The sequence below is a fragment of the Rhizobium sp. MHM7A genome, assembly GCF_005862215.1.
In the GTDB taxonomy this organism is placed as follows: Bacteria; Pseudomonadota; Alphaproteobacteria; order Rhizobiales; family Rhizobiaceae; genus Rhizobium; species Rhizobium bangladeshense.
Genome location: NZ_VCHT01000006.1, coordinates 160,823 through 181,832, shown reverse-complemented (window position 1 = coordinate 181,832; position 21,010 = coordinate 160,823). Strand labels below are relative to the sequence as shown.

The following is a 21,010-nucleotide window of genomic DNA, read 5'->3' as shown; positions in this document are numbered from 1 at the left end:
GGCTCAGCCCGGCGTCAGGGCGGCTCTGGTCGCCTCGGGGATCGGCGTCGGGCGGCTGTCGGAGAGGCCGACGCAGACCCAGACAAGGCCTGCCGATGCGCAATGAGCGCCATCACGCCGGCGATAGAGCTCGATTGCAAAGGAGAGGCTCGACCGCCCGATCTGCGCCACTTCGACCTTGGGCTCGACGACATCGTCGACGTCGATCGGATTGTGAAAGGTGATCTCTGCCTTCTTCACGTGATAGGCCACGCCCGAGGAGGTGTGGCGGAAGTGGCTGAGAATGCCGCGGTGCCGCAGGAGCTCGACGACTGCGTCCTCGCAATAGTCGAGATAAACCGAATTGTGGACATGGCCATAGATGTCGATGTCTCGCATCGAGACCCGGAACGATGCTAAAGGCCTGTCGTCAAAGCGCATTCGATCACCGAAATTTCGAAGGCGTGTTCTAACCGACTGTGCGGGGGATGCAAATGCAATATCAGGCGGTCGTGCGAAAATTCGGGCCGGCCGAGGAGGTGGTCGCGATAGAGCGGGCCGAACTGGCGCCGCTCTCGCGCGACCAGGTGCGGGTGCGGCTGCTGGCGCGCTCGATCAATCCCTCCGACATCATCACCATTTCAGGCGCCTATGCCGGGCGTACGGCGCTGCCCTTCGTTCCCGGCTTCGAAGCCTTCGGCGTGGTTGAAGAGTGCGGCGAAGAGGTACACGGGCTTGTGCCCGGGATGCGCGTATTGCCGGTGCGCAGCGCCGGCGGGTGGCAGGAGTTCAAGGACACCGATCCGAGCTGGTGCCTTCGCGTCCCCGACGCGCTTTCCGATTTCGAGGCCGCGACCAGCTACGTCAACCCGATGACGGCTTGGCTGATGCTGCACAGGAAGATCGGGCTGAGACCCGGCATGCGCATCGCCATCAACGCCGCCGCCTCCTCGATCGGGTCCATCCTGATCGGCATGGCGAATGCCGCCGGCGTCGAGCCGGTGGCAATCGTTCGCAGCGAACAATCCCGCGCACGCCTCAGCGGCCGGCTCGAGGCCATCATTCTCGACATGGCCGACGGCGATCTCGCCGCCGGACTGGCCGGCCTGCATGCGCTCGACGCGGTGCTCGACTGCGTCGGCGGCGCGCGCGCATCGACCCTTGCCGATGCGCTCAAACCCGGCGGACATTTCGTGCATTACGGCCTGCTGTCGGGAGAGAGCATCCCGCCGTCCTTCTGGGCGTCGCATCCTGACGTCGCGTTTTCGTATTTCCATCTTCGGGAGTGGGTTCATTCCGAAGCGATGAGCGAGGTCCAGCGCGCCTATGCCGAAGTCGCGGCGCAGATCGCGGCCAAGGTCATCGCCACTGATGTGCGGGAGGTGTTTCCGCTGGAAAAGGTCGGTGATGCGCTACGCGCCGCCCTTCCCTTCCGCACGGGCGGCAAGGTATTGCTGGTGTGAGGGCCTGCCTCTCCCCTAGCGAGGTTGCCAACAAGAACACCATGTTCTAGGGCGCTTCGTCCGATGGCGGAGACAGCCGCGCTGCACACCAATCCCATACGGCGTCCACAGCCTTTCGCGGTGATGGCGAGCGTTTACGCACGAGGAAGTAATCGGGTCCGATGGTCGCCGTCGCATCCGTCACCTGCACCAGCCGCTCTGCCTTGAGATCGGCCGCCACGAAGGCCCTGCAAACCAGCGCCACGCCCTGGCCGGCGAGTGCTGCATCCAGCGCCAGTGTCGTGTGGTTGAACGCCGCGCCGGGCAGTTTCTCACGCGAACCCAGGAATACGGGCCAATGATCGTGCGAGTCGTGCAGAAGCGGCAGTTTGCGCAGCTCTTCGCCGCTCAAGGGCAGCACCAGGCCCTTGACGAGATGCGGGCTCGCGACCGCTACAAGCTCCTGGCGGAATAGCAGCAGTGCCTGCAGCTTCGCCGGAAAGGGCGGGCGGGTGAGGCGCACCGCAATATCCACCTGATCGCGATCGAAATCCGCCAGCGCCTCGGTGGCGACCGTCCGCAGGTCGATGTCGGGAAGGGCGGCGTGGAACTCGGCAAGCCGTGGGATCAACAGCTTGGTGGCAGCTGTAGGGGTGACGCTGATCGTCACCGTTTCCGGCCGGTCCAGAAGCCGCCCGGTCGCTTCAGCAAGCGTATCGAGGGCGCGGGTCACGTCCGCTAGATAGCGCGTGCCTTGGTGGGTGAGTGCCAGGCCGCGGGCAAGGCGTTGAAACAGCTTCAGGCCGAGCTGATCCTCCAGCGCGCGAACCTGCTGGGCGACCGCCCCCTGCGTGACGCCCAGTTCCTCGCCGGCGGCGCGGAAATTCAGCCTGCGGCCCGAGGCTTCGAAGGCGCGCAGGGCATTCAGAGGCGGCAGGGTGCGGTGGGATCGGGTCATCGGCATATCCAGTAGATTTTCTACAGTCTGGCAGCTTTCTTTCTGTCGCGAAAGTCTCGGCGGTATCTGCCATAATGCTGCACAAAATCACCTATCGGAGGTCTCAATGTCTGAAGGAAAGGTCGCTCTCATCACCGCCGGCGGGTCCGGCATGGGCGCCGCAGCCGCACGAAAACTCGCCGCAGACGGCTATCGCATCGCCGTTCTCTCCTCCTCCGGCAAGGGCGAGGCGCTGGCAAAGGAACTCGGCGGCGTCGGCGTCACCGGCTCGAACCAGTCGAACGAAGATCTCAAGCGGCTTGTCGATCTGGCGATGGAACAATGGGGGCGGATTGACGCTTTGGTCAATTCCGCCGGCCACGGCCCGCGCGCGCCGATCCTCGAGATCTCCGACGAGGACTGGCACAAGGGCATGGAAGTCTATTTCTTGAGCGCGGTGCGGCCGATCCGCCTGGTGACGCCAATCATGGAAGCGCAGGGCGGCGGCGCGATCGTCAATATCTCAACGGCATGGGCCTTCGAACCGTCTCCGATGTTCCCGACCTCCGCGGTCGCCCGGGCGGGGTTGGCGAGCTTCACCAAGATCTTCGCCGACACCTATGCGGCCAAGAACATTCGCATGAACAACGTCCTGCCCGGCTGGATCGATAGCCTGCCCGCCACCGAAGAGCGGCGCGACACCGTTCCGATGCGCCGCTACGGCACGAGCGAGGAAATCGCAGCCACTATCGCTTTTCTCTTGTCGGAGGGGGCCGGCTACATCACCGGCCAAAACATCCGTGTTGACGGCGGCATTGCCCGTTCGGTCTGAGACAGACTGCGGTGAAGCTCTCGGATATCGACGCCTCGGCATGGACGGAGCTCGAAAGGGCTGCGGTGAATCCGCAGTCGGGTTTCCGCTATGTGAACCTCTGCTCGGTCGACCCGCAGGGCGGGCCGCAAGCACGCATGGTCGTGCTGCGTGCGGCCGAGAGAGCGACGCGGAGCCTCGAATTTCACACCGATACACAAAGCCCGAAATGGAGAGAGCTCTCGGCGAATCCTCAGGTCACAGTACTCGGCTTTAGCCCGATCGGCCGGCTCCAGCTTCGGCTTTGGGGAACAGTCGAGCGTCATGGCCCCGGGAGCGAACGTGCCGATACCGCCTGGAACAGGCTGCCCAACCGGACACGAGTCACCTATGCGGGCGGTCCGCCCGGAGACGAATGCGCTTTCGAAATTGTCGACGAATTGACAGAACCTCTCGACGAAACGAAAGGAAAGGCGCGCTTCGGCGTTCTGAGTTTTCGCGCCCGGACGCTGGACTGGTTTGAGTTGAGGCAGCAGGCCAATCGAAGAGCCTTGTTCGGCTATGACGAGGCCGGCTCTCTCTCCTCTTGTCGCTGGGTCAATCCTTGAGAACAAGAGGTGACGCTAGGGCCATGACATGGTGCGTCTGTTCTGAGAGTTCGCTCGCTCGTACGAAAACCCAGAAGGAACGCCCAACAAGGACAGGGGCTTTGACGGCCGAGCGAAATCGGGAGTAGCATCCGCTTGGCAGTGGCCGCCGACACGGCGACCCGGGAGACGCGATGACAAAGCACAGACCTTTTCGCCTGATCTTCGCGGCGCTGGCCTTTGGCTCCGCTTGGCCGATTTCCGGTGCCTTCGCCGCAGCGCAGCCCATCTTCTGGAGCGCGTTACGGCCGCCTGATCAGGCCAAAGCGATTGTGCCCCTGTCGGAAACAACCGTCAGCGGCCCGCTGGGAGAAACGCTTGCCTGGCATGATGAAGCTCTTCTGGTCGAATTGACGGGCTTCGTTCTGCCGATCGACCGGGACGGCGATCTCGTCTACGAGTTCATGCTCGTCCCCTGGGCCGGAGCCTGCAGCCACATGCCCTCCCCGCCGCCCAACCAGTTGGTGCGTGTCGTTCCGCAAGAGCCTTTGCACCTCGCACGGATGTACGAGACCGTCACCGTGACCGGCACCCTGCGGCCTGGCCTGGACCAGGCGCAATTTTTTATGATCGACGGCGTGCGCGTCCTTACCTATGGCTACAGCATGAGCCACGCCAAGGTGGCGAAAGCAACGGCGACAGTCGATCCTGATCTGCTGTCGCTCTCGCCCTTCGGCGTTCTGCCCCGCTAGCGGGAGCGCCGAGACGCTTCGTCGCGGTGGGCGTCATCGCGGAGCGCTCTCGTCAGCGACGTTTTCGCGACACAAACGCTAGGCCAGCCTGAGCGGCCCTGAAGGTGGATGCGGCGCGTTGCGCGTCATGCCCGCGGGCTGCGCTCGTTAGGGGGATGCCGTCGCGCGACACAGTGGTAGTGCCGGGGCCGTTCGATGATGCCGCCTGAGCTCTGGCGATGCACCGATAAGAAAAAGCCCGGGCGCAGCCGAACTGCGCCCGGGCGAATGCTGCCGATCAGACGAGGTCGAAGCGGTCGGCGTTCATGACCTTGTTCCAGGCGGTGACGAAGTCCTTGACGAACTTCTCCCTGGCGTCGGCCTGGCCATAGACTTCGGCGAAGGCGCGCAGCTGCGAGTGCGAGCCGAAGATCAGGTCGACGCGGGTGCCGGTCCACTTGGCGGCACCCGTCTTGCGGTCGCGGCCTTCATAGACGCCGTCCTTGCCGGCGGCGGGAACCCACTGCGTGGCCATGTCGAGCAGGTTGACGAAGAAGTCGTTCGTCAGTGTTTCCGGGCGCGACGTGAAGACGCCATGATCGGGGTTACCGGCCTTCAGCACGCGCAGCCCGCCGACGAGGACGGTCATTTCAGGCCCGGTCAGCGTCAAGAGCTGGGCGCGATCGACGAGCGCTTCCTCCGGCTTCATGAACTGCAGGCGCTTGCTGTTCACATAGTTGCGGAAGCCGTCGATGCGCGGTTCGAGCGCCGCGAAGGAATGCGCGTCCGTCTGGGCTTCGGAAGCATCCATGCGGCCCGGCGTGAAGGGCACGCTGACGGCGTTGCCGCCCGCTGCCGCCGCCTTCTCGACACCGGCGGCGCCGGCAAGCACGATCAGATCGGCGAGAGAGATCTTCTTGCCGCCGGTCTGGGCGCCGTTGAAGTCCTTCTGGATGCCTTCGAGAACACCGAGCACCTTGGCGAGCTGGGCCGGCTGGTTGGCTTCCCAGTCCTTTTGCGGAGCTAGGCGGATGCGCGCACCATTGGCGCCGCCGCGCTTATCGGAGCCGCGGAAGGTCGAGGCCGACGCCCAGGCGGTCGAAACCAGTTCCTGCACGGTAAGACCGGTCGCGAGAACCTTCGCCTTCAGATCGGCAATGTCCTTGTCGTCGACGAGCGGATGGTCGACGGACGGGATCACGTCCTGCCAGATCAGGTCTTCGGCCGGAACTTCAGGGCCGAGGTAACGCACTTTCGGTCCCATGTCGCGGTGAGTCAGCTTGAACCAGGCGCGGGCGAAAGCGTCGGCGAACTGATCGGGATTTTCGAGGAAGCGACGCGAGATCTTTTCGTAGATCGGATCGAAGCGCAGCGAAAGATCGGTGGTCAGCATGGTCGGCACATGCTTCTTGCCCGCCTCATAGGCATCCGGGATGGATGCTTCGGCGTTCTTGGCACGCCACTGATGCGCGCCCGCCGGGCTCTTCGTCAGCTCCCACTCGTAAGCGAAGAGGTTTTCGAAGAAGTAGTTGCTCCACTTGGTCGGCGTCTGCGACCAGGTGACTTCGAGGCCGGCGGTAATCGCGTCCTTGCCGACGCCGGTGCCGAAGGAGCTCTTCCAACCGAGGCCCTGGTCCTCGATCGCGCCGCCTTCCGGCTCTGCGCCGATGAAGGACGGGTCGCCCGCGCCATGGGTCTTGCCGAAGGTGTGGCCGCCGGCGATCAACGCCACAGTTTCCTCGTCGTTCATCGCCATGCGGGCGAAGGTTTCGCGGATGTCTCGCGCCGCAGCGACCGGGTCGGGATTGCCGTTCGGACCTTCCGGGTTGACGTAGATGAGACCCATCTGCACGGCGCCGAGCGGCTCTGCGAGCTGCCGTTCGCCGCTGTAGCGCTCGTCGCCGAGCCAGGTGCCCTCAGGACCCCAGTAGAGCTCTTCCGGCTCCCAGACGTCGGCGCGGCCGCCGGCGAAACCGAAGGTCTTGAAACCCATGGATTCGAGCGCGACATTGCCGGTGAGGATCAGGAGGTCGGCCCAGGAGATGCGGTTGCCGTATTTCTGCTTGATCGGCCACAGCAGGCGCCGGGCCTTATCGAGGTTGGCATTGTCAGGCCAGCTGTTCAGCGGCGCGAAACGCTGCTGTCCCTGACCGGCGCCACCGCGGCCGTCGGTGATGCGATAGGTGCCGGCGCTGTGCCACGCCATACGGATGAAGAGGCCGCCGTAATGACCGAAGTCGGCCGGCCACCAGTCCTGCGAATCCGTCATCAGCGCGTGAAGATCCTTCTTCAGCGCGGCGAGATCGAGCTTCTTGAATTCCTCGGCATAGTCGAACTCCTTGCCCATCGGGTCGGCGCGGCCGGAGTTATGATGAAGAATCTGCACATTCAGCTGGTTCGGCCACCAGTCGCGGTTGGCTCTGCCGCGCGGCGTATTGCCATGAGCGACAGGACATTTGCCTGTGCTGTCAGTGGGGTTATCCATGATCGTCTCCTTCATTGCTTGATCTGTCTGCGGTTCAAAAGATAAGCCGAGCTGGCGCCCCACTCTCTCCCTGGCAGTCTTCATATCGGAAGCGCTCAATAATTTTAAGTTGGATTTACTGATTGCTGCGATAAGCTGAGATTATGAAGAATCTTACCCTGAAACAGCTGCGTTATTTTGAAGCCCTGGCGCGGGATGGCCGCTTCCGCCGCGCCGCCGACGCCTGCGCCATTTCCCAGCCGGCGCTCTCCATGCAGATCAAAGAACTTGAGCAAGAGTTGGGCAGCGAGCTCTTCGAGCGAAGCGCGCGGGAGGTCAAACTTACCCCGTTCGGCCAGACCTTTGCGCTGCGAGTCCGCGAAATCCTGCGCGCTGTGGACGAGCTGGGGGAGTTCGCCCGCGCCTCGCGCGATTCCTTCCTCACGCGCCTGCGCATCGGCATCATCCCGACCATCGCGCCTTATCTGCTGCCGACTGTTATAAACGATCTCAACAACACCTTCGCCGGAATTCAGATCGAAGTGCGTGAGACGCAGACAGGAAAGCTGGTTCAGGAACTGACGCAGGGCCAGCTTGACATGGCGATCGTCGCGCTGCCGGTCTCGGAAGCCTCGCTCACCGAACTCGAGCTGTTCAGGGAAGAATTCGTGCTGGTCAGGCGGCAGGAGGACGGAGACAAGCCGGTGCCAGAGCGCGAGGCGCTGCGTGAAATGCGGCTGCTGCTGCTCGAGGAGGGGCACTGCTTCCGTGATCAGGCGCTGTCCTTCTGCAAGGTCGGGCCGGCCCGCCCGCGAGAAATCATGGAAGGCAGTTCGCTCTCCACCCTCGTCCAGATGGTCGGCGCCGGCATCGGCATCACCTTGATCCCAGAAATGGCCGTTGCCGTCGAAACACGCTCGGCACCTGTCTCGATCGCCCGCTTCCCTTCGCCGCCGCCGTCGCGGACGATCGGCATGGTCTGGCGCAATTCGACGCCTATGGCAAAGCAACTGCAGGAGGTCGCAGAAGCGGTGCGCCGCTCGGCTGAGACGATGCGCAGGCAGCACGCAAGCGGGTGATGGAGAGTTTAGTGCCTGAGTTCTGGCGACCTTGCCTCAGCTGCGGCGCTTGAACGTATGTTCGGCTGCCGGAAATTTGCGCGCGCGTACCTCCTCGGCATAAGAGGCGACGGCGTCCGCGACCCTCTTTCCGAGTTCGTCGTAGCGCTTGACGAAACGCGGCTTGAAGTCGTTGAAAAGGCCGAGAATGTCGTCGGAGACCAGGATCTGACCATCGCAGGCGGAAGAGGCACCGATGCCGATGGTCGGTATGTGGATTGAGGTCGACACCTCGCGGGCGAGCGGCTCCACCGTGCCCTCGACCACGACGGCAAAGGCGCCCGAGCCTCCGATGGCATGCGCATCGCGCCGGATCTTCGACGTCTCGTGTTCGGAATGGCCGACGGAACGATAGCCGCCGGCGGTCTGGACCTGCTGCGGCATCAGGCCGATGTGGCCCATGACCGGAATTCCACGCTTGGTCAGGAAGGCTATGGTTTCGGCCATCTCCTCGCCGCCTTCGAGCTTCACCGCGTCGCAGCCGGTTTCCTGCATGATGCGCACGGCATTGCGGAAGGCGATTTCCTTGGATTCCTGATAGCTGCCGAAGGGCATATCGACGACGACGCACGCATTGCCGACGCCGCGGATCACGGCCTTGCCGTGTGCGATCATCATGTCGAGCGTCACGCCAATCGTCGTCTCCATCCCGTAGAGCACCATGCCGAGCGAATCCCCAACTAGCAGCAGGTCGCAATGCTCGTCGAGCAGCCGCGCCATCGGTGTCGTATAGGCGGTGAGGCAGACAATCGGCGTGCCACCCTTCATGGCGGCGATGCGTGCCGGCGTCAGGCGCTTCTGAGATCCGGTGGCGCTCATTTCGTCACTCTCTTTCCCGGCTGGCCGGCAATCCTGTTGTCTCGCGTCACCTTGTTATCCCGGATCACGTTGTTGTCTCCGCCCGCCCAGCTGCGGATCACTCTGTTGTCGAGAAGTCGCGTCGTGCCGATTCGTACGAACAATGCCACGACAATGGGTTCTTCGACCGAGGCGACCGGCGCCAGGGTTTCCGCATCCCTGACAGCTACGACTTCTGGCTTTGCCAGGGGCTCGCGCTCGATGAAGGCGGTGAGCTTCGCCTCGAGTTCTTCAGCATTGGTCAAGCCCTCGCCAATCAAGCGCTCGGCCTCGTCGAGCGTCTGTGGGACAATCACCGCCGCGCGCCGCTCATCGGGGCTGAGATAGACATTGCGCGACGATAAGGCGAGGCCGTCGCTGTCCCTAACCGTCGGCACCGATATTACGCGTACCGGCACGGCGAGATCCTCAACCATGTGTTTGATGATGACCACCTGCTGGTAGTCTTTCTCTCCAAAATAGGCGGTCTGCGGCTGCACGATGTTGAAAAGCTTCGTGACGACGGTGGCGACGCCGGCAAAATGGCCGGGCCTGACTGCGCCTTCCAGCTCACCGCCGAGATCGGGAAGGTCGACCACCGTCTGCATCGGCCGGGGATACATGTCTTCGACGCCAGGCGAAAAAAGGAAATTGACCCCGGCCTGTTTCAGCATCGCAGCGTCTCGCTCAAGATCGCGCGGATATTTGCTGAGGTCTTCCGCCGGGCCGAACTGCAGCGGATTGACAAAAATCGAGACGACAACGATGTCGTTCTCGGCGCGAGCGCGTGCGACCAGCTTCATATGACCGGCGTGGAGATAACCCATTGTCGGCACAAGGCCGACGGTTCGTCCCTGCCGCCTTAGCGCATCGAGCGTGTGGCGCAGCTCGTCAATGCTCGAGAAAACCCGCATATATCCTCCCCGCGGCCTGTCACGTCATCTTGGGCGCGGATAAGAAGTGTAATCGAAGCGGGAGGTCAATGCACATTCCGCGATAAAAACGATTATACAGAATGGCCGACTGCTGGGACCGGCCTATATCGGCTCCCGGAAATGGCGTCTCGCGCCGGCTGCTGCGGGGGGTAGCAATGTGCGCTCTGCGCCTCTATCTACTCTCTCCGTCAAGATACCATCACAGTCGGCCGCTATGGAGAATGCATGGACAAACCCTGGAAGATCAGCCGCGGGCCGATTGCCGCGACCGAGTTCGACGTGGAGAAGGCAAACGCGATCAACACGCTGTTGATCCGACAGGTCGGCGTGCTTCCGACAAAGCCTGGCGATCCGATCCTCCCCTTCGCCGTCGGTCTCTTCAACGAGCTGCGTCCGCTTCTGAAGCCCGACGCCGGCGTGACGACGCTCAGGCGCGCGACCGCTGCCTATGTCCACTGCCGGCGCTATTATTTCGCCAGCGCCCAGCCCGACTCCATGCGCCACAACCTAGATGGCGAGCCCGTCGAGCCGCTGTCGCAGGAGGACCGGCTGGTCGCGCAAAAGCGCTTCCTCAGCCTCAAGCAGAGCGCCGCAAAGGCCGAGACGCCGGAGCGGGCGCCGGTTGTTCCCGCTCCTGTCCTGAGCAAAAACGAACAGATCCGCGCTGCACTGCTGCGCAGCAGAAAGAATGCCGTCAGCTAACCCTGGCGGCAGGTTGTTCCTGGGCCCGCCGTAGCGCCATCAGCATCGGGCCGAGAGCGAATTCGCCCCTCTCGGCACGCCGTGTGAGATCTCTGAGATAGCCGCCGGCGGAAGCGATGCACCCTGCCCTTTGCAGGATACAGGCCATGACGGTGGCGGCGTGTGCAGGTCCCATCACGCTTGCCGCCGCCTCATAGGCCGAGGGGCTGACGCCGAGCATCCGGTGCACGACCACAGCCGCCGTCATCAAATCCCGCCAGCTGCGCACTGCGCCGCCCGGGCCGTAATCAGCAATGTCGGGGCAGGCTTGGAGGATCATGCCGAGCGGGAAGGATTTGAGTTCGCCTGCCCTCTTCCTGACGGAGAAGCGCCATCCCGCCCCGCCATACGCCTGCCCTTCCGGCCGATCATCGCCCGATTTCGTCTGCGGCTGATCATTCCGCTCGGTCTGCCTCTCCACCGTTACCCCCTGCCCGCTTTCCAGGCCCGGTTCAAAGTCAATCATGGATTCGGGATACGAATCCTGTATGTGGCGCTCAATCTGGGATTCACTGGCGCTCGGCATCTGAATTTTCTCCTGCAGGTCCAACAGGTTGATAATATTTTCGCGTGTTGTCTCCAGTTCTTGGAGGATCGGCGGGAGGTTTTCCAGATTTGCTGCCTTCGGAATGCGCTGCAGGATCGCCTGGAACATTGACGACAAACGCTGCCAGTCGCCGGGAACGGCTTCCTCGACGGCTGCGGAGATCAGCTTGGCGATGTCACGCCGGCAGATCGTCAGCCGCTCCTTCATGGCGCGCAGCATCTGCCGGTCGGCGGCGATACGCGTCGCCATCGTCTCGATTTCGTCGGCGCGGGCGAGAAGTGGCGCGAGGCTGAAGCCGTAGGCTTCGTCGATCCCGCCTTCCCTGCCGCGGCGCACATAGCGCTTGCCGTTCGGGCTATCCTTGCGGGAGATCAGGCCGGCCTCGACGAGTACGGCGAGATGCCGGCGCAAGGTCGCCGCGGCCATGCCGCGGGCCCTGAGCGAAAGCTGCGCGTTCGAGGGAAACACCACCAGCGGCTTTTCGCCGGAGAGCTCATCCTCCGGGTGAAAGCTCAGCAGCGCATCGAGCACCGTCAGCGCCCGATCCGTCACGCCGAGTCCCGCCCGCGCTTCGCAGGCCGATCGGAACAATTTCCATTTGTTGCGCGTCGTTCCGGCCGCGATCGCTTCGCCTCGCCGCTGTTTCAGCAGCAAGGCAAGCGTCATCGGCCGCCGCCCGAAGGGCGTCGTCACATATTCACTCTCCATTTCCTTCACCTCTATTCGGGCAAAAGAAATCCGCTCACCGAAACGATGCGAGGGAAAGTGCTGCAGCGTCATTTGCCCGTCTGAAAAGACGTCAGGGCGCTTCAGGACTCTTGACGGGGATTCGTGAAAATGCGATTCTCTGTCTTGCTAAGGATGTGAGAAGGGCTTCCACGACTCGTTCGTTTGGGGGCCTTTTTCTTTTGCGGTTTCAGTCTCCTTGATTGCCCTCCTCGGCGAGGAATTGGTCATAGAGCGCATCCAGCCTACTCGAGAGAAATTCCCCAAAGCGGCCGGCATTTTTCGCCTTCATCGAGAGCGAGAACGCCTTGCCGTCATTGCTCATTTCGGCCTTCACCGCCTTGTCCCGCGGCTGCCAAGTCACCTTCCTCGCGGTGACCGTTTTCTTCACTGGCCGCGCGGTTTTGTTCAGCGCGGCGTAGAGCGCTTCGAAACGTTTGTCAGAAGCCAGCTGATGAAAGCTATCGTCCTGCAGGACCTTGGCGATGCTTGCCGCATTGGCCGGTCTGCCCGCGAGCAGCGACAGCTCCACCCAGCGCTCGCGCCCGACACCGGGCGCAGGCCCGATCGCCTGGACGACCTCCTGCGCGATGCGATCCATGACCGACATCATCTTCGAGACCGAAGCCGCGTTGGCGGCAAGTGCTGCCGAGATGACCTCCCTGTCGTAGCCGAGCTCCTCCAGCCGTCTGGCGAAGAGCGCGCGCTCGATGAAGGTAAGGTTGGCGCGCGCCGAATTCTCCTGGCCCTGGGCGATGACATGCGTCCGGTCGTCCATCGTCTTGACAACCGCCCTGACATTGCGGCCGAGCTCGCGGGCCGCGCGCAGCCGCCGATGGCCGAAGACCACTTGGTAGCGCCCTTCGATCCTTGCGTGCGGACGCACCAGGATCGGCGTATCCTGGCCACGCGCGCGGATCGCTTCCACCAGTGCGTGGAAATCCTCGTCATCCTCCGATAGACGATCCTTTACGAAGGAGGCCTCGACGAGATCGGGGTCAAGGTCGACCACCGCTTCGCCCTCCAGGAATTTCTCGGCCTGCTTGGCGAGCTCATCCAGCGAGCGGACGAGCGACCGACCTGCCCCGCGCATCGGATAGCTCGGCGCGCCCGCGTTTTCATCAGGCATCTCGGCCAGCCCTTCAAGCAGATTCTTTCGTGCCATCGCGTCCTCCGATTGCGGTCATTTTATTGATATGCTTCAGGGAAATGGCAAATTTGTCAGCCGACAAAGTCACCGTCCCCATGCCTGGTGAATTAGGCCGGCGATTTCCGCGTTGACGCCATCCATGGCCTCCAGCGCGCGATCATAGGTTCCCCGATTCATCGAGGAGCGCTCGACTTCATACAGCGTCTGTTTGGTGATGCCTGCATCCGAGATCGCCGTCGACTTGACCATCTGGTTCTTCAGCATGAACTCGTGGAACATGGTCGACATGAAGCCGACCATCTGCGCCTGCGGCACATCGGTCGGCTCATAGCGGGTGATGAGATAGCGGTACCAGGAGAGGTTCACTTCGGCGCCGGCGGCGCGGATCGGCTTCAGGATGCCGCCGAGCATAAGAAGGAACTGGCCCATCGACATGACGTCGAGCATCTGCGGATGGATGGTGATCAGCACGCTCGTTGCCGCCGTCAGCGCCGTCAGAGTGAGGTAGCCGAGCTGCGGCGGGCAATCGATGACAACGACGTCGTAGCGGTCATCGACTTCGGCGAGCGCGCGGGAGATGCGGGTGAAGAAGGTCTTGCCGTCATTGCTGGTTTTATCGGCCATGGCGAGCGGCGTGTCGTACTCATATTCCTGCAGGTCGAGATTGGCCGGCACGATGTCGAGACCGGGAAAATTGGTCTTGTGGATGATTTCCGAGAGCGGCTTCTTCTCCCCGTCATAGCGGATCGCTTCATAGAGCGACGGAGCCTGGTCGAACTCCGGCTGGAAGCCGTGCAGCGAGGAGAGCGAGGCTTGCGGATCGAGGTCGACGGCAAGCACGCGATGGCCGGTCAGCGCCAGATGCTGGGCAAGATGGGCTGATGTCGTCGTCTTGCCCGAGCCGCCCTTGAAGTTGACGACGGCGATCACCTGCAGCTTCTCATGGCCGCGGCGATGCGGCACATACTTGCGGCTCTCGGAGCGGCCATGTGCATCGAGATAGCGTCTGAGTTCCAGCATCTGCTCGGCGCTGTAGGAGCGCCGGCCGGAAGGCGAGGTCTGCGGGCAGGGGCCTTTGCCCTCGAGATGCAGCTTCTTCAGCGTGCTCTGCGACGCCCCGACATAATTGGCGACCTCGGCGAGAGAAAAGCTTCGCAGCGTCTTCTTCGCGTTTGGCGGAAAGCGCTGCACGCTGAGCAGATGCAGCTTCTTCGAAATCACGTCGCCCTGCTCGAGAATCTGATCCTCGAAATAGAGCGGCGCGGCCTTCACGGCGTTTGAATTAGCGTTCATCGGCAGCGATCTCTCGGATAACGATTTTCGGGTTCGAAAGCCCTTCCAACCGTTACTATCCGCGATTCTTCGATGCCGGCCAAGAAATTTAAGGTTAACGCATATTAACCTTTTCATTGCCCGTTCAAGCGCTTGGCCCCGATGCACGGCTTCTGGAAAGCCGGGAACTTTGGGCCGGGGGCGCGGCGAACGCGCCCCCGGCGGCGCCCGGCCGAAGGGGAGGGGGCATTCGGCGGGCTTAACTCAATGGCGCCTCACCCGAGGTGATGCGCTGTTCGTCCGCGCCGAACAGATGAACGGCATCGTGGATCGGCGCGATCCTCAGAATATCGCCGGGGGCGGCCCTGATCCGCTCGCGGAAGACGCAGGTCAGCGTCTGCCCGCCTAGCCGGGCGAGGACGAGCGTTTCCGAGCCGGTAGGCTCGACGACAACGGTCGTCACCTCGATGCCGTTGGGGTCGAGCCTTATATGTTCGGGGCGAATGCCGTAAGTGACGGCGTTGGCTGGCCGGCGTTCGCTCGGCAGCAGCAGGCCGTCGACAGTCCGGAATCCGTCTTCCACCATGCTGCCCTCGATGAAATTCATTGCCGGCGAGCCGATGAAGCCGGCGACGAAAAGATTGCTCGGGCGGTCGTAGAGTTCGAGCGGCGAGCCGGACTGCTCGATCAGCCCGTCCTTCATGACGACGATCTTGTCGGCCATGGTCATGGCCTCGATCTGGTCGTGGGTGACGTAGATCGTCGTCGTCTGCAGCCGCTGGTGCAGCTCCTTGATCTCCGAGCGCATCTGCACCCGGAGCTTGGCGTCGAGGTTCGACAGCGGCTCGTCAAAAAGGAAGACGGCCGGGTCGCGCACGATCGCCCGGCCCATGGCGACCCGCTGCCGCTGGCCGCCCGAGAGCTGCTTCGGATAGCGCTCCAACAGGGCTTCCAGCCCGAGGATTTTCGCCGCATTCCCGACCCGCTTGTCGATCTCTGCCCTCGGCATGCGCTTCAGCCGCAGGGAAAAGCCCATGTTCTTGGCCACCGTCATATGCGGATAGAGCGCGTAGTTCTGGAACACCATGGCGATATCGCGGTCCTTGGGCGCAAGCTCGTTGACGATGTGCTTGCCGATCTGGATATTGCCAGAGGTGATGCCCTCCAGGCCGGCGATCATCCTGAGCAACGTCGATTTCCCGCAGCCTGAGGGGCCGACGAGGACGACGAACTCACCGTCGCCGATATCGACCGACACGCCTTTGATGGCTTTGAAGGCGCCGTAATCCTTGCGCGCATTGCTGACCGAAACATGGGCCATGAAACTCCTCCCGAAATCGCCGTCAAAGTCCGTTCAAGACACTTTTGAGATAGTCGAGGCCAAGGCGCGCGCCTTGCCTGCGCGCGGCCAAGTCCTTGCCCGGCCAGCCGTAAGAGGCGTCCTCGTGCTCGATCGACAGCGTGCCGGCAAAACCGTGGCCGCGTGCCTGCCGCAAGAAGCGCGGCCAGTCGAGGAGGCCGAGCCCCGGCAGCTTGTAGTGCCACCAGCCCTTGCCGTGATAACCGAGCGCCTGCAGGGCCTCTTTGTCGATCGCCGTATCCTTGGCATGCAGAATAGCGATGCGATCCTTCACCGCCTCCAGCGCCCGATAGGGATCGACGCCGATGCGGATAAGGTGCGAGGGATCGAATTCGAGGCCGAAGCGGCGGTCCTCGATCCGGCGGAAAAGCTCCTGCCATCCCTTCGGCGTCGTCCCGATGAAGTTATCTCCAGGTCCCGGCCAGTTCTCGATCGCGAAGGTGAGGCCGCTTGCCTGCGTCTCTGCGATCAGCCCATTCGCGAAGTCGGCGAAGTCGTCGTAATTGGCCTCGTCGCTCGCCGTGTCGTCCCGCCCAGGGAAAATCACGAAGATCGGGACGCCCGCTTGCCCAATGGCGCTTGCAAATTCTGATGTCCCCGCCCGAAGCTCCCGCCGCCTTTCGCGATCGGCATCGAGCTGATTGCCGAAATAGGTGATCGAGGAGACGAAGAGGCCGCGGCTTCTTGCCAGCGCGACGGCATCCTCCACCCGGTCGGGCGCCTTGATATGACCGCCGACGTCGATCTCGATTGCATCGAAACCGGCCGATGCGGCAAAATCCACCACTTCCTCCAGCGGTCGGTCATTGAAAGTTGAGGTATAGAAGCCGATCGTCACCATATCCTCCGGGCCAAGCGGCCGTTCAACTGTTCAGCCGGTCCATGAATTTGAGCGGCGAGCGCGTCCGCTGCGCGACATCGGCCGAGGCGAGCATGAGGGCCGCCGCCATCGGCATCGCCGCCGCGCCCATAGCCGATGCGTCCTCGCCGATCGAGGCGCGATGGAGCGAGGGCAGGTTCGTATCCTGCGCATCGAGATGTTCGTGCACATAACGCAGCAATTCATCGACGATGCGGATCGGCAGCCGGCCGCCGACGAGCACGGCGTCGGGATCGACGATCATGGCGATATGTTTGACGGCGACCGCCAGATGCGCGCTCATCTCCTTCAGCCACTGCGAGACGAGGCGCTTGCCGCGGGCGTCGAGCGTCAGCAGATCCTGCGGCACGCTCACCTTGATCCCGTGCCGGGCGAGGAAATCATAGAGGAAGAACAGCGAGAAGATCTCACCGAGAAGTTGGACCTTCTGCGCCTCGCCGTCGCGGCCATCGGCAATCGGAAGCCAGCCGATCTCGCCGCTGAGGCCCATGGCGCCGCGATGGCCGTTGCCGTCGAGCACGAGGCCACCGCCCGGGCAGGCATTGACGGCGATATAAAAGAAGCTGCTGCTTTCGGCGCCGAGGCCGTAGTTGAGTTCGGCAAGAGCGGCGGCATTGGCTTCGTTTTCGGTGAAGACGGGATGCGGCGTCAGGCTCTCCAGCGCCGCCCGCACATCGAATTCCGTCCACTCCTGATAGGCGTCGGGCTTGCCGAGCAGCGAGATTTCGCCGAGCCAATCCGGCATGGCGAGGCCGATACCGGCAAGGCGCGCATCGTCGATCAGCCGGCTGCGCTGGAAATGCGAGATCGCATCTGATGTCAGCTGCATGAATTCCGCCGGCAGGATGAAGCGTTTTTCGTGATGCACGCGGGCGCGAACATTGCCGACGGCGTCGACTGCGAGAATCGTCAGATGGTCGCGGTCGATATTGACGCCTATGGCGTAGTAGGCGTCCGGATTGATCTCGAGCTCGATTGCCGGCTGGCCTCTCAGCCCATGCCGACGGCGAGCTTCCATGATCAGGCCCTCGTCCAGCAGGCGGTCGACGATGCGGGCGATCGCCGGTTTGGTGAAGCCGGTTTGCCTGGCTATCTCGGCGCGCGAAATCGGCGCCTGTCTGTGAATGCAGCGCAGGACGACGGCCCTGTTGTGCTCGCCCGCGTCTTCGACATTGGCGCCCGTCAGATCGGGGGAGGGCCTGGCGCCGAGTGTCTGGTTCATAGGTTCAATCCTTCCTCACGCGTGGAGAGTGGAGCAGACCTCTTCATCCCTTCACCGCGCCGCTGGTCATCGCGCCGAGGATCAGCCTCTGGAGCGACAGGAAGGCCACGATCGCCGGAACGACGGAGATCAGGCAGGCGGCGGCTAGCAGCTGGATGGACGAGTCAGTCTGCATGCCACGGAAGTTAAAGATTCCGACGCCGATCGGCATCAGGTCATTTTTCGTGAGCAGCAGGAAGGGCACCAGGAATTGCGACCAGCCGGCAATGACGGTGATGATGAAGACTGAGGCGATGCCCGGCGCCGACAGGGGCAGAATGATGCGCCAGAAGACCGAGAAGCGGTTGCAGCCGTCGATCATGGCAGCCTCGTCAAGGCTGCGCGGAATGCCGTCGACGGTGCTCTTCAACAGCCATGTCGCCAGCGGAACGCCGAGCGCGACATAGACCATGACGACGGCGAAATGCGTGTCCAGTAGGCCGAGCCGGTTCATGTAGCGATAGAGCGGCACCATGATGACGAGCGGCGAGATCATCTGGAAGAGAAGCAGCCCCATCATCGAGAGGCCCTTGCCGCGGAACTGGAAGCGCGAGAAAGCGTAAGCGGCGGGCAAGGCGACGATCAGCACGCCGAAGCCGCTCAAGGCAGCAAGTTTGAGGCCGTTCCAGAGATAGATCGGAAAGTAGCTGTTGTTCAGAACGGTGATGAAGTTCTGGATGGTGGGATTGTCGGGAATGTAACGCGCCGCGCCGCGATAGACCTCGCGCTTATCACGAAGCGCCATCGACAGGAGATAGGTGAGGGGACCGGCGAAGAAGACGAACATCACCAGCATGAAGAGATAGCTCATGGCATCGCCGAGCCGGCTTCCTGTGCGTCCGCTCATTGCTCTTCCTCCTCCGGCAGGAAGGATGCGTAGATGAAGGCAAGCCCAAGGCTGATGATCAGCATCAACACGGAGAGCACGCTGCCGCCGGAGAGATCGTAGTTTCGGAACACAATATTGAAGACGTAGAGCGAGATCACCTCGGTCGCGCGCCCCGGTCCGCCGCCTGTCAGTGAGATGATCGCATCGAAGGTGTTCACTGTCTGGATGGTGATGAGGATCATGTTGACGAGGATGGCGGCGCGCAGCTGCGGAAGTGTGACGAAGAAGAACTGCTGGGAAGCCGTCGCGCCATCGACTTCCGCTGCTTCATAGAGAGAGGGATCGATCGATTTCAGCGCCGCATACATGACGACCATCGAAAAGGCGGTGCCGCGCCAGATGTTCGAAATCAGCGTTGACCAGGGGGCCATCGCAGGGTCCGAAAGCCAGGCGACGGTCGGCATGTGCATCAGCCTCAAAATGCTGTTCAACGCGCCGTAGGGCGCTTCGGAAAACAGCATCTGCCAGATGATGCCACCGGCAATGCCCGGCACCACCCAGGCAACGAGCGCCGTTGTTCTGAGAATCGTAGTGCCGAACAGGCCGCGCTTTTCGCCGCGAATGACGGTGACGGCGACCGCAAGACCAAGGATCTGCTGGCCGATGACGCTGCCGCCGACGAAGATCAGCGTCGCCCAGAGAATGTCGGGGAGTTGCGGCGAGCTGAGCGCGTTGGAGATCGAGCCAAACGTATATTGGTGGTTTTCGCCGATCAGTGTCGCATTGGTGAAAGAAAGCCGGAAAACGTCGATGACGGGATAAAGGTAGAATATGCCAATGACGATGATCACGGGCATGATCCAGGGCAGGGGCGCACCGGCAAACCGGCGCATGAACGTTCTGCTTTGAGGCGGGGTGTCAGCCTCGATGGCAATAGGGCTCATTGGCTTCTCTGTCCGGGTTTGGCACTGTCGACGGCGCCTGAAGGGCAGGCGCCGCCGCGGTCGAAAGCGTTGGAGACGCCCGCCGGATCACAGACGCTTGTAAGCCTCCATCGCCGCGCTGAATGCGGCATCCAGGGCTTCTTCCGGTTTCTTCGTTCCCGACAGCACGTCGCCCATCATGATCTGGATCTGGTTGGAGATCTCGGGATAGATCGGCACGCCCGGGCGCGCCTGGCCGTCGACCAGCGCATTGGCGAAGGTCTTGTTGGCTTCCGTCGAGAAGACCTCGTACTTGTCGAAGAGCGACTTGCGGGTCGGCAGCTGCTGCTGCAGTGCGTTTGCCGGGCCCATGTAGACGTCGCGCGCCAGATTGGCGCACATTTCGATCTTCTCCTTGTCCTTGCTGAACGAAGCGATGGTCCAGCCGCCGGTGCCGGTCGAGCGTTCATTGGCCGAAGGGCCGGGGATGGGCGAGAAGGTCCAGTTCTTGAATTCCTCTTCGTCGAGCGTCGACTTCAGCTGAGCATATTGCCAATTGCCGCCGATGAAGAGCGCCGTGGTCGCCGCAGCTGCCGCCGCGTTCATGTCGTCATAGTTGGCGATGGTAGTGACGCGCTTCGGGGCCGCGCCGGAATCGACGAGATCCTTGAAGTAGTTCAACGCCTTCAGGAATTTTTCTTTGTTCTCGCCTTCGCCGAAGACCGGCTTGCCTGAATCGTCGACGAGCTTGCCGCCGAGCGCCCAGTAGTTCGCCAGCCAGTCGAAGGTCGTGCCTTCCCAGCGCCCGCCGTTGAAGAGCACGCCTTCCATGCCTTCCTTGGTGGAGGCGAGCGCGGCCTTCTTCAGGTCGTCCCAGGTCTGCGGCGCATCTGCTACGACAGACTTGTTGCGATAGAGCACGCGAAGGTCCGTATCCCACCACCAGGCGCGGATCGTCTGGTCCTTGTCGGTGATGCCCGCGCGGATGAAGGGGAAGAGGTCGTCCACTTCTTCTTTGGAGAAGTAGGGTGTGAAATCCGCCAGCACCTTGTTGACCATGAACTGCGACAGCACGAAGGAGTCGACGGCGGCGCAATCCGGCGCATTGCCGGCCTTCGCCTGCTCCAGCATCTTGGCCTGTTCGGTGCCGATGTCGGAGGACATGAATTGCATCTGCAATTTCCAGTCCGGGTGCTTCTTGATGAAATCGACGAAGAGCTTCTGGTAGCCCTCGGCGATGGCGGGATCCGAATTGTTCGGGCTGTCGTTGGTAAGGCGCACGACAAGGGCTTTTGCCGCATCGGCGAGGCCGATCCGGTCTTTTGTGGCAAGTTCCTGGGCAAAAATCGTGGATGCTGAAAATAATGCAGTGCTCAGCGCCAATGCGCTGACGGTCGCGCTCTTCATGATGGGTCTCCTCCCCATTTTGAACGAATTACAGCTTGGCGGTCGGTTGACCTCTCCTCTTTTCCGTGCTGCA

20 protein-coding genes are annotated in these 21,010 nt (G+C 62.5%); 6 read left to right on the top strand and 14 right to left on the bottom strand.

Annotated elements, in window-relative coordinates:
• Window positions 1-3 precede the first annotated feature (3 nt).
• Window positions 4-420, bottom strand: coding sequence for a thioesterase family protein (locus FFR93_RS21005; RefSeq protein ID WP_138394624.1), 417 nt, complete (start codon window positions 418-420; stop codon window positions 4-6).
• Between the two features lie 53 nt (window positions 421-473).
• On the opposite strand from FFR93_RS21005, the gene FFR93_RS21000 reads away from it, so the two are divergent.
• Window positions 474-1,442 carry a zinc-dependent alcohol dehydrogenase family protein gene (locus tag FFR93_RS21000; RefSeq protein ID WP_138394623.1) on the top strand — a complete coding sequence of 323 codons (969 nt, stop codon included), beginning with the start codon at window positions 474-476 and terminating at the stop codon, window positions 1,440-1,442.
• A 46-nt stretch (window positions 1,443-1,488) separates the two neighbouring features.
• Here the strand turns inward: FFR93_RS21000 and FFR93_RS20995 are convergent, their stop codons facing one another.
• A complete protein-coding gene (locus FFR93_RS20995) occupies window positions 1,489-2,379 on the bottom strand; it encodes a LysR substrate-binding domain-containing protein (RefSeq protein ID WP_138394622.1) in 891 nt (296 codons plus the stop codon).
• Window positions 2,380-2,485: 106 nt separating this feature from the next.
• Between FFR93_RS20995 and FFR93_RS20990 the strand changes: the two genes are divergently transcribed.
• From FFR93_RS20990 to FFR93_RS20980, 3 genes are all read left to right on the top strand, one after another.
• Window positions 2,486-3,190, top strand: a complete 705-nt coding sequence (locus tag FFR93_RS20990; RefSeq protein WP_138394621.1) for an SDR family oxidoreductase — start codon at window positions 2,486-2,488, stop codon at window positions 3,188-3,190.
• Window positions 3,191-3,201: 11 nt separating this feature from the next.
• Window positions 3,202-3,777, top strand: a complete 576-nt coding sequence (locus tag FFR93_RS20985; RefSeq protein WP_138394620.1) for a pyridoxamine 5'-phosphate oxidase family protein — start codon at window positions 3,202-3,204, stop codon at window positions 3,775-3,777.
• Between the two features lie 173 nt (window positions 3,778-3,950).
• Complete coding sequence (locus tag FFR93_RS20980) at window positions 3,951-4,508, top strand: DUF3299 domain-containing protein (protein ID WP_138394619.1); 558 nt, start codon at window positions 3,951-3,953, stop codon at window positions 4,506-4,508.
• Between the two features lie 277 nt (window positions 4,509-4,785).
• Here the strand turns inward: FFR93_RS20980 and katG are convergent, their stop codons facing one another.
• Entirely contained in the window at window positions 4,786-6,972 is a 2,187-nt protein-coding gene (katG, locus tag FFR93_RS20975) for a catalase/peroxidase HPI (protein WP_138394618.1), read from the bottom strand.
• 143 nt (window positions 6,973-7,115) lie between these two features.
• Between katG and FFR93_RS20970 the strand changes: the two genes are divergently transcribed.
• Window positions 7,116-8,030 (top strand): hydrogen peroxide-inducible genes activator, encoded by a 915-nt coding sequence (locus FFR93_RS20970; RefSeq protein ID WP_138394617.1) that lies wholly within the window; start codon window positions 7,116-7,118, stop codon window positions 8,028-8,030.
• Between the two features lie 36 nt (window positions 8,031-8,066).
• On the opposite strand, the gene panB is transcribed toward FFR93_RS20970, so the two are convergent.
• Window positions 8,067-8,888 (bottom strand): 3-methyl-2-oxobutanoate hydroxymethyltransferase, encoded by an 822-nt coding sequence (panB, locus tag FFR93_RS20965; protein WP_064708432.1) that lies wholly within the window; start codon window positions 8,886-8,888, stop codon window positions 8,067-8,069.
• Window positions 8,885-9,820 (bottom strand): pantoate--beta-alanine ligase, encoded by a 936-nt coding sequence (panC, locus tag FFR93_RS20960; RefSeq protein ID WP_138394616.1) that lies wholly within the window; start codon window positions 9,818-9,820, stop codon window positions 8,885-8,887. The genes panB and panC overlap by 4 nt, the downstream gene beginning before the upstream one ends.
• A gap of 246 nt (window positions 9,821-10,066) precedes the next feature.
• Here panC and FFR93_RS20955 point away from each other — a divergent pair, with 246 nt between their 5' ends.
• The gene (locus FFR93_RS20955; RefSeq protein ID WP_138394615.1) at window positions 10,067-10,543 is read left to right on the top strand and encodes a ProQ/FINO family protein; all 477 of its coding nucleotides are present in this window, start codon (window positions 10,067-10,069) and stop codon (window positions 10,541-10,543) included.
• Here the strand turns inward: FFR93_RS20955 and repC are convergent.
• The 9 genes from repC to FFR93_RS20910 all read right to left on the bottom strand — a co-directional run bounded on the left by repC (window position 10,536) and on the right by FFR93_RS20910 (window position 20,937).
• Complete coding sequence (repC, locus tag FFR93_RS20950) at window positions 10,536-11,837, bottom strand: plasmid replication protein RepC (protein ID WP_138394763.1); 1,302 nt, start codon at window positions 11,835-11,837, stop codon at window positions 10,536-10,538. The genes FFR93_RS20955 and repC overlap by 8 nt on opposite strands.
• 208 nt (window positions 11,838-12,045) lie before the next feature.
• Window positions 12,046-13,020 carry a plasmid partitioning protein RepB gene (gene repB, locus FFR93_RS20945; RefSeq protein ID WP_138394614.1) on the bottom strand — a complete coding sequence of 325 codons (975 nt, stop codon included), beginning with the start codon at window positions 13,018-13,020 and terminating at the stop codon, window positions 12,046-12,048.
• 69 nt (window positions 13,021-13,089) lie between these two features.
• Window positions 13,090-14,298 carry a plasmid partitioning protein RepA gene (gene repA, locus FFR93_RS20940; protein WP_138394613.1) on the bottom strand — a complete coding sequence of 403 codons (1,209 nt, stop codon included), beginning with the start codon at window positions 14,296-14,298 and terminating at the stop codon, window positions 13,090-13,092.
• A 238-nt stretch (window positions 14,299-14,536) separates the two neighbouring features.
• Complete coding sequence (ugpC, locus tag FFR93_RS20935) at window positions 14,537-15,598, bottom strand: sn-glycerol-3-phosphate ABC transporter ATP-binding protein UgpC (RefSeq protein ID WP_138394612.1); 1,062 nt, start codon at window positions 15,596-15,598, stop codon at window positions 14,537-14,539.
• 22 nt (window positions 15,599-15,620) lie between these two features.
• Complete coding sequence (locus FFR93_RS20930) at window positions 15,621-16,475, bottom strand: sugar phosphate isomerase/epimerase (protein ID WP_138394611.1); 855 nt, start codon at window positions 16,473-16,475, stop codon at window positions 15,621-15,623.
• A 25-nt stretch (window positions 16,476-16,500) separates the two neighbouring features.
• Entirely contained in the window at window positions 16,501-17,739 is a 1,239-nt protein-coding gene (locus tag FFR93_RS20925) for an ROK family transcriptional regulator (protein WP_064708438.1), read from the bottom strand.
• A gap of 43 nt (window positions 17,740-17,782) precedes the next feature.
• A complete protein-coding gene (locus FFR93_RS20920; RefSeq protein WP_064708439.1) occupies window positions 17,783-18,625 on the bottom strand; it encodes a carbohydrate ABC transporter permease in 843 nt (280 codons plus the stop codon).
• Window positions 18,622-19,551, bottom strand: a complete 930-nt coding sequence (locus FFR93_RS20915; RefSeq protein ID WP_138394610.1) for a sugar ABC transporter permease — start codon at window positions 19,549-19,551, stop codon at window positions 18,622-18,624. Before FFR93_RS20915 ends, FFR93_RS20920 begins: the two co-directional genes overlap by 4 nt.
• An 87-nt stretch (window positions 19,552-19,638) precedes the next feature.
• Complete coding sequence (locus FFR93_RS20910) at window positions 19,639-20,937, bottom strand: extracellular solute-binding protein (protein ID WP_138394609.1); 1,299 nt, start codon at window positions 20,935-20,937, stop codon at window positions 19,639-19,641.
• Window positions 20,938-21,010: the final 73 nt, after the last annotated feature.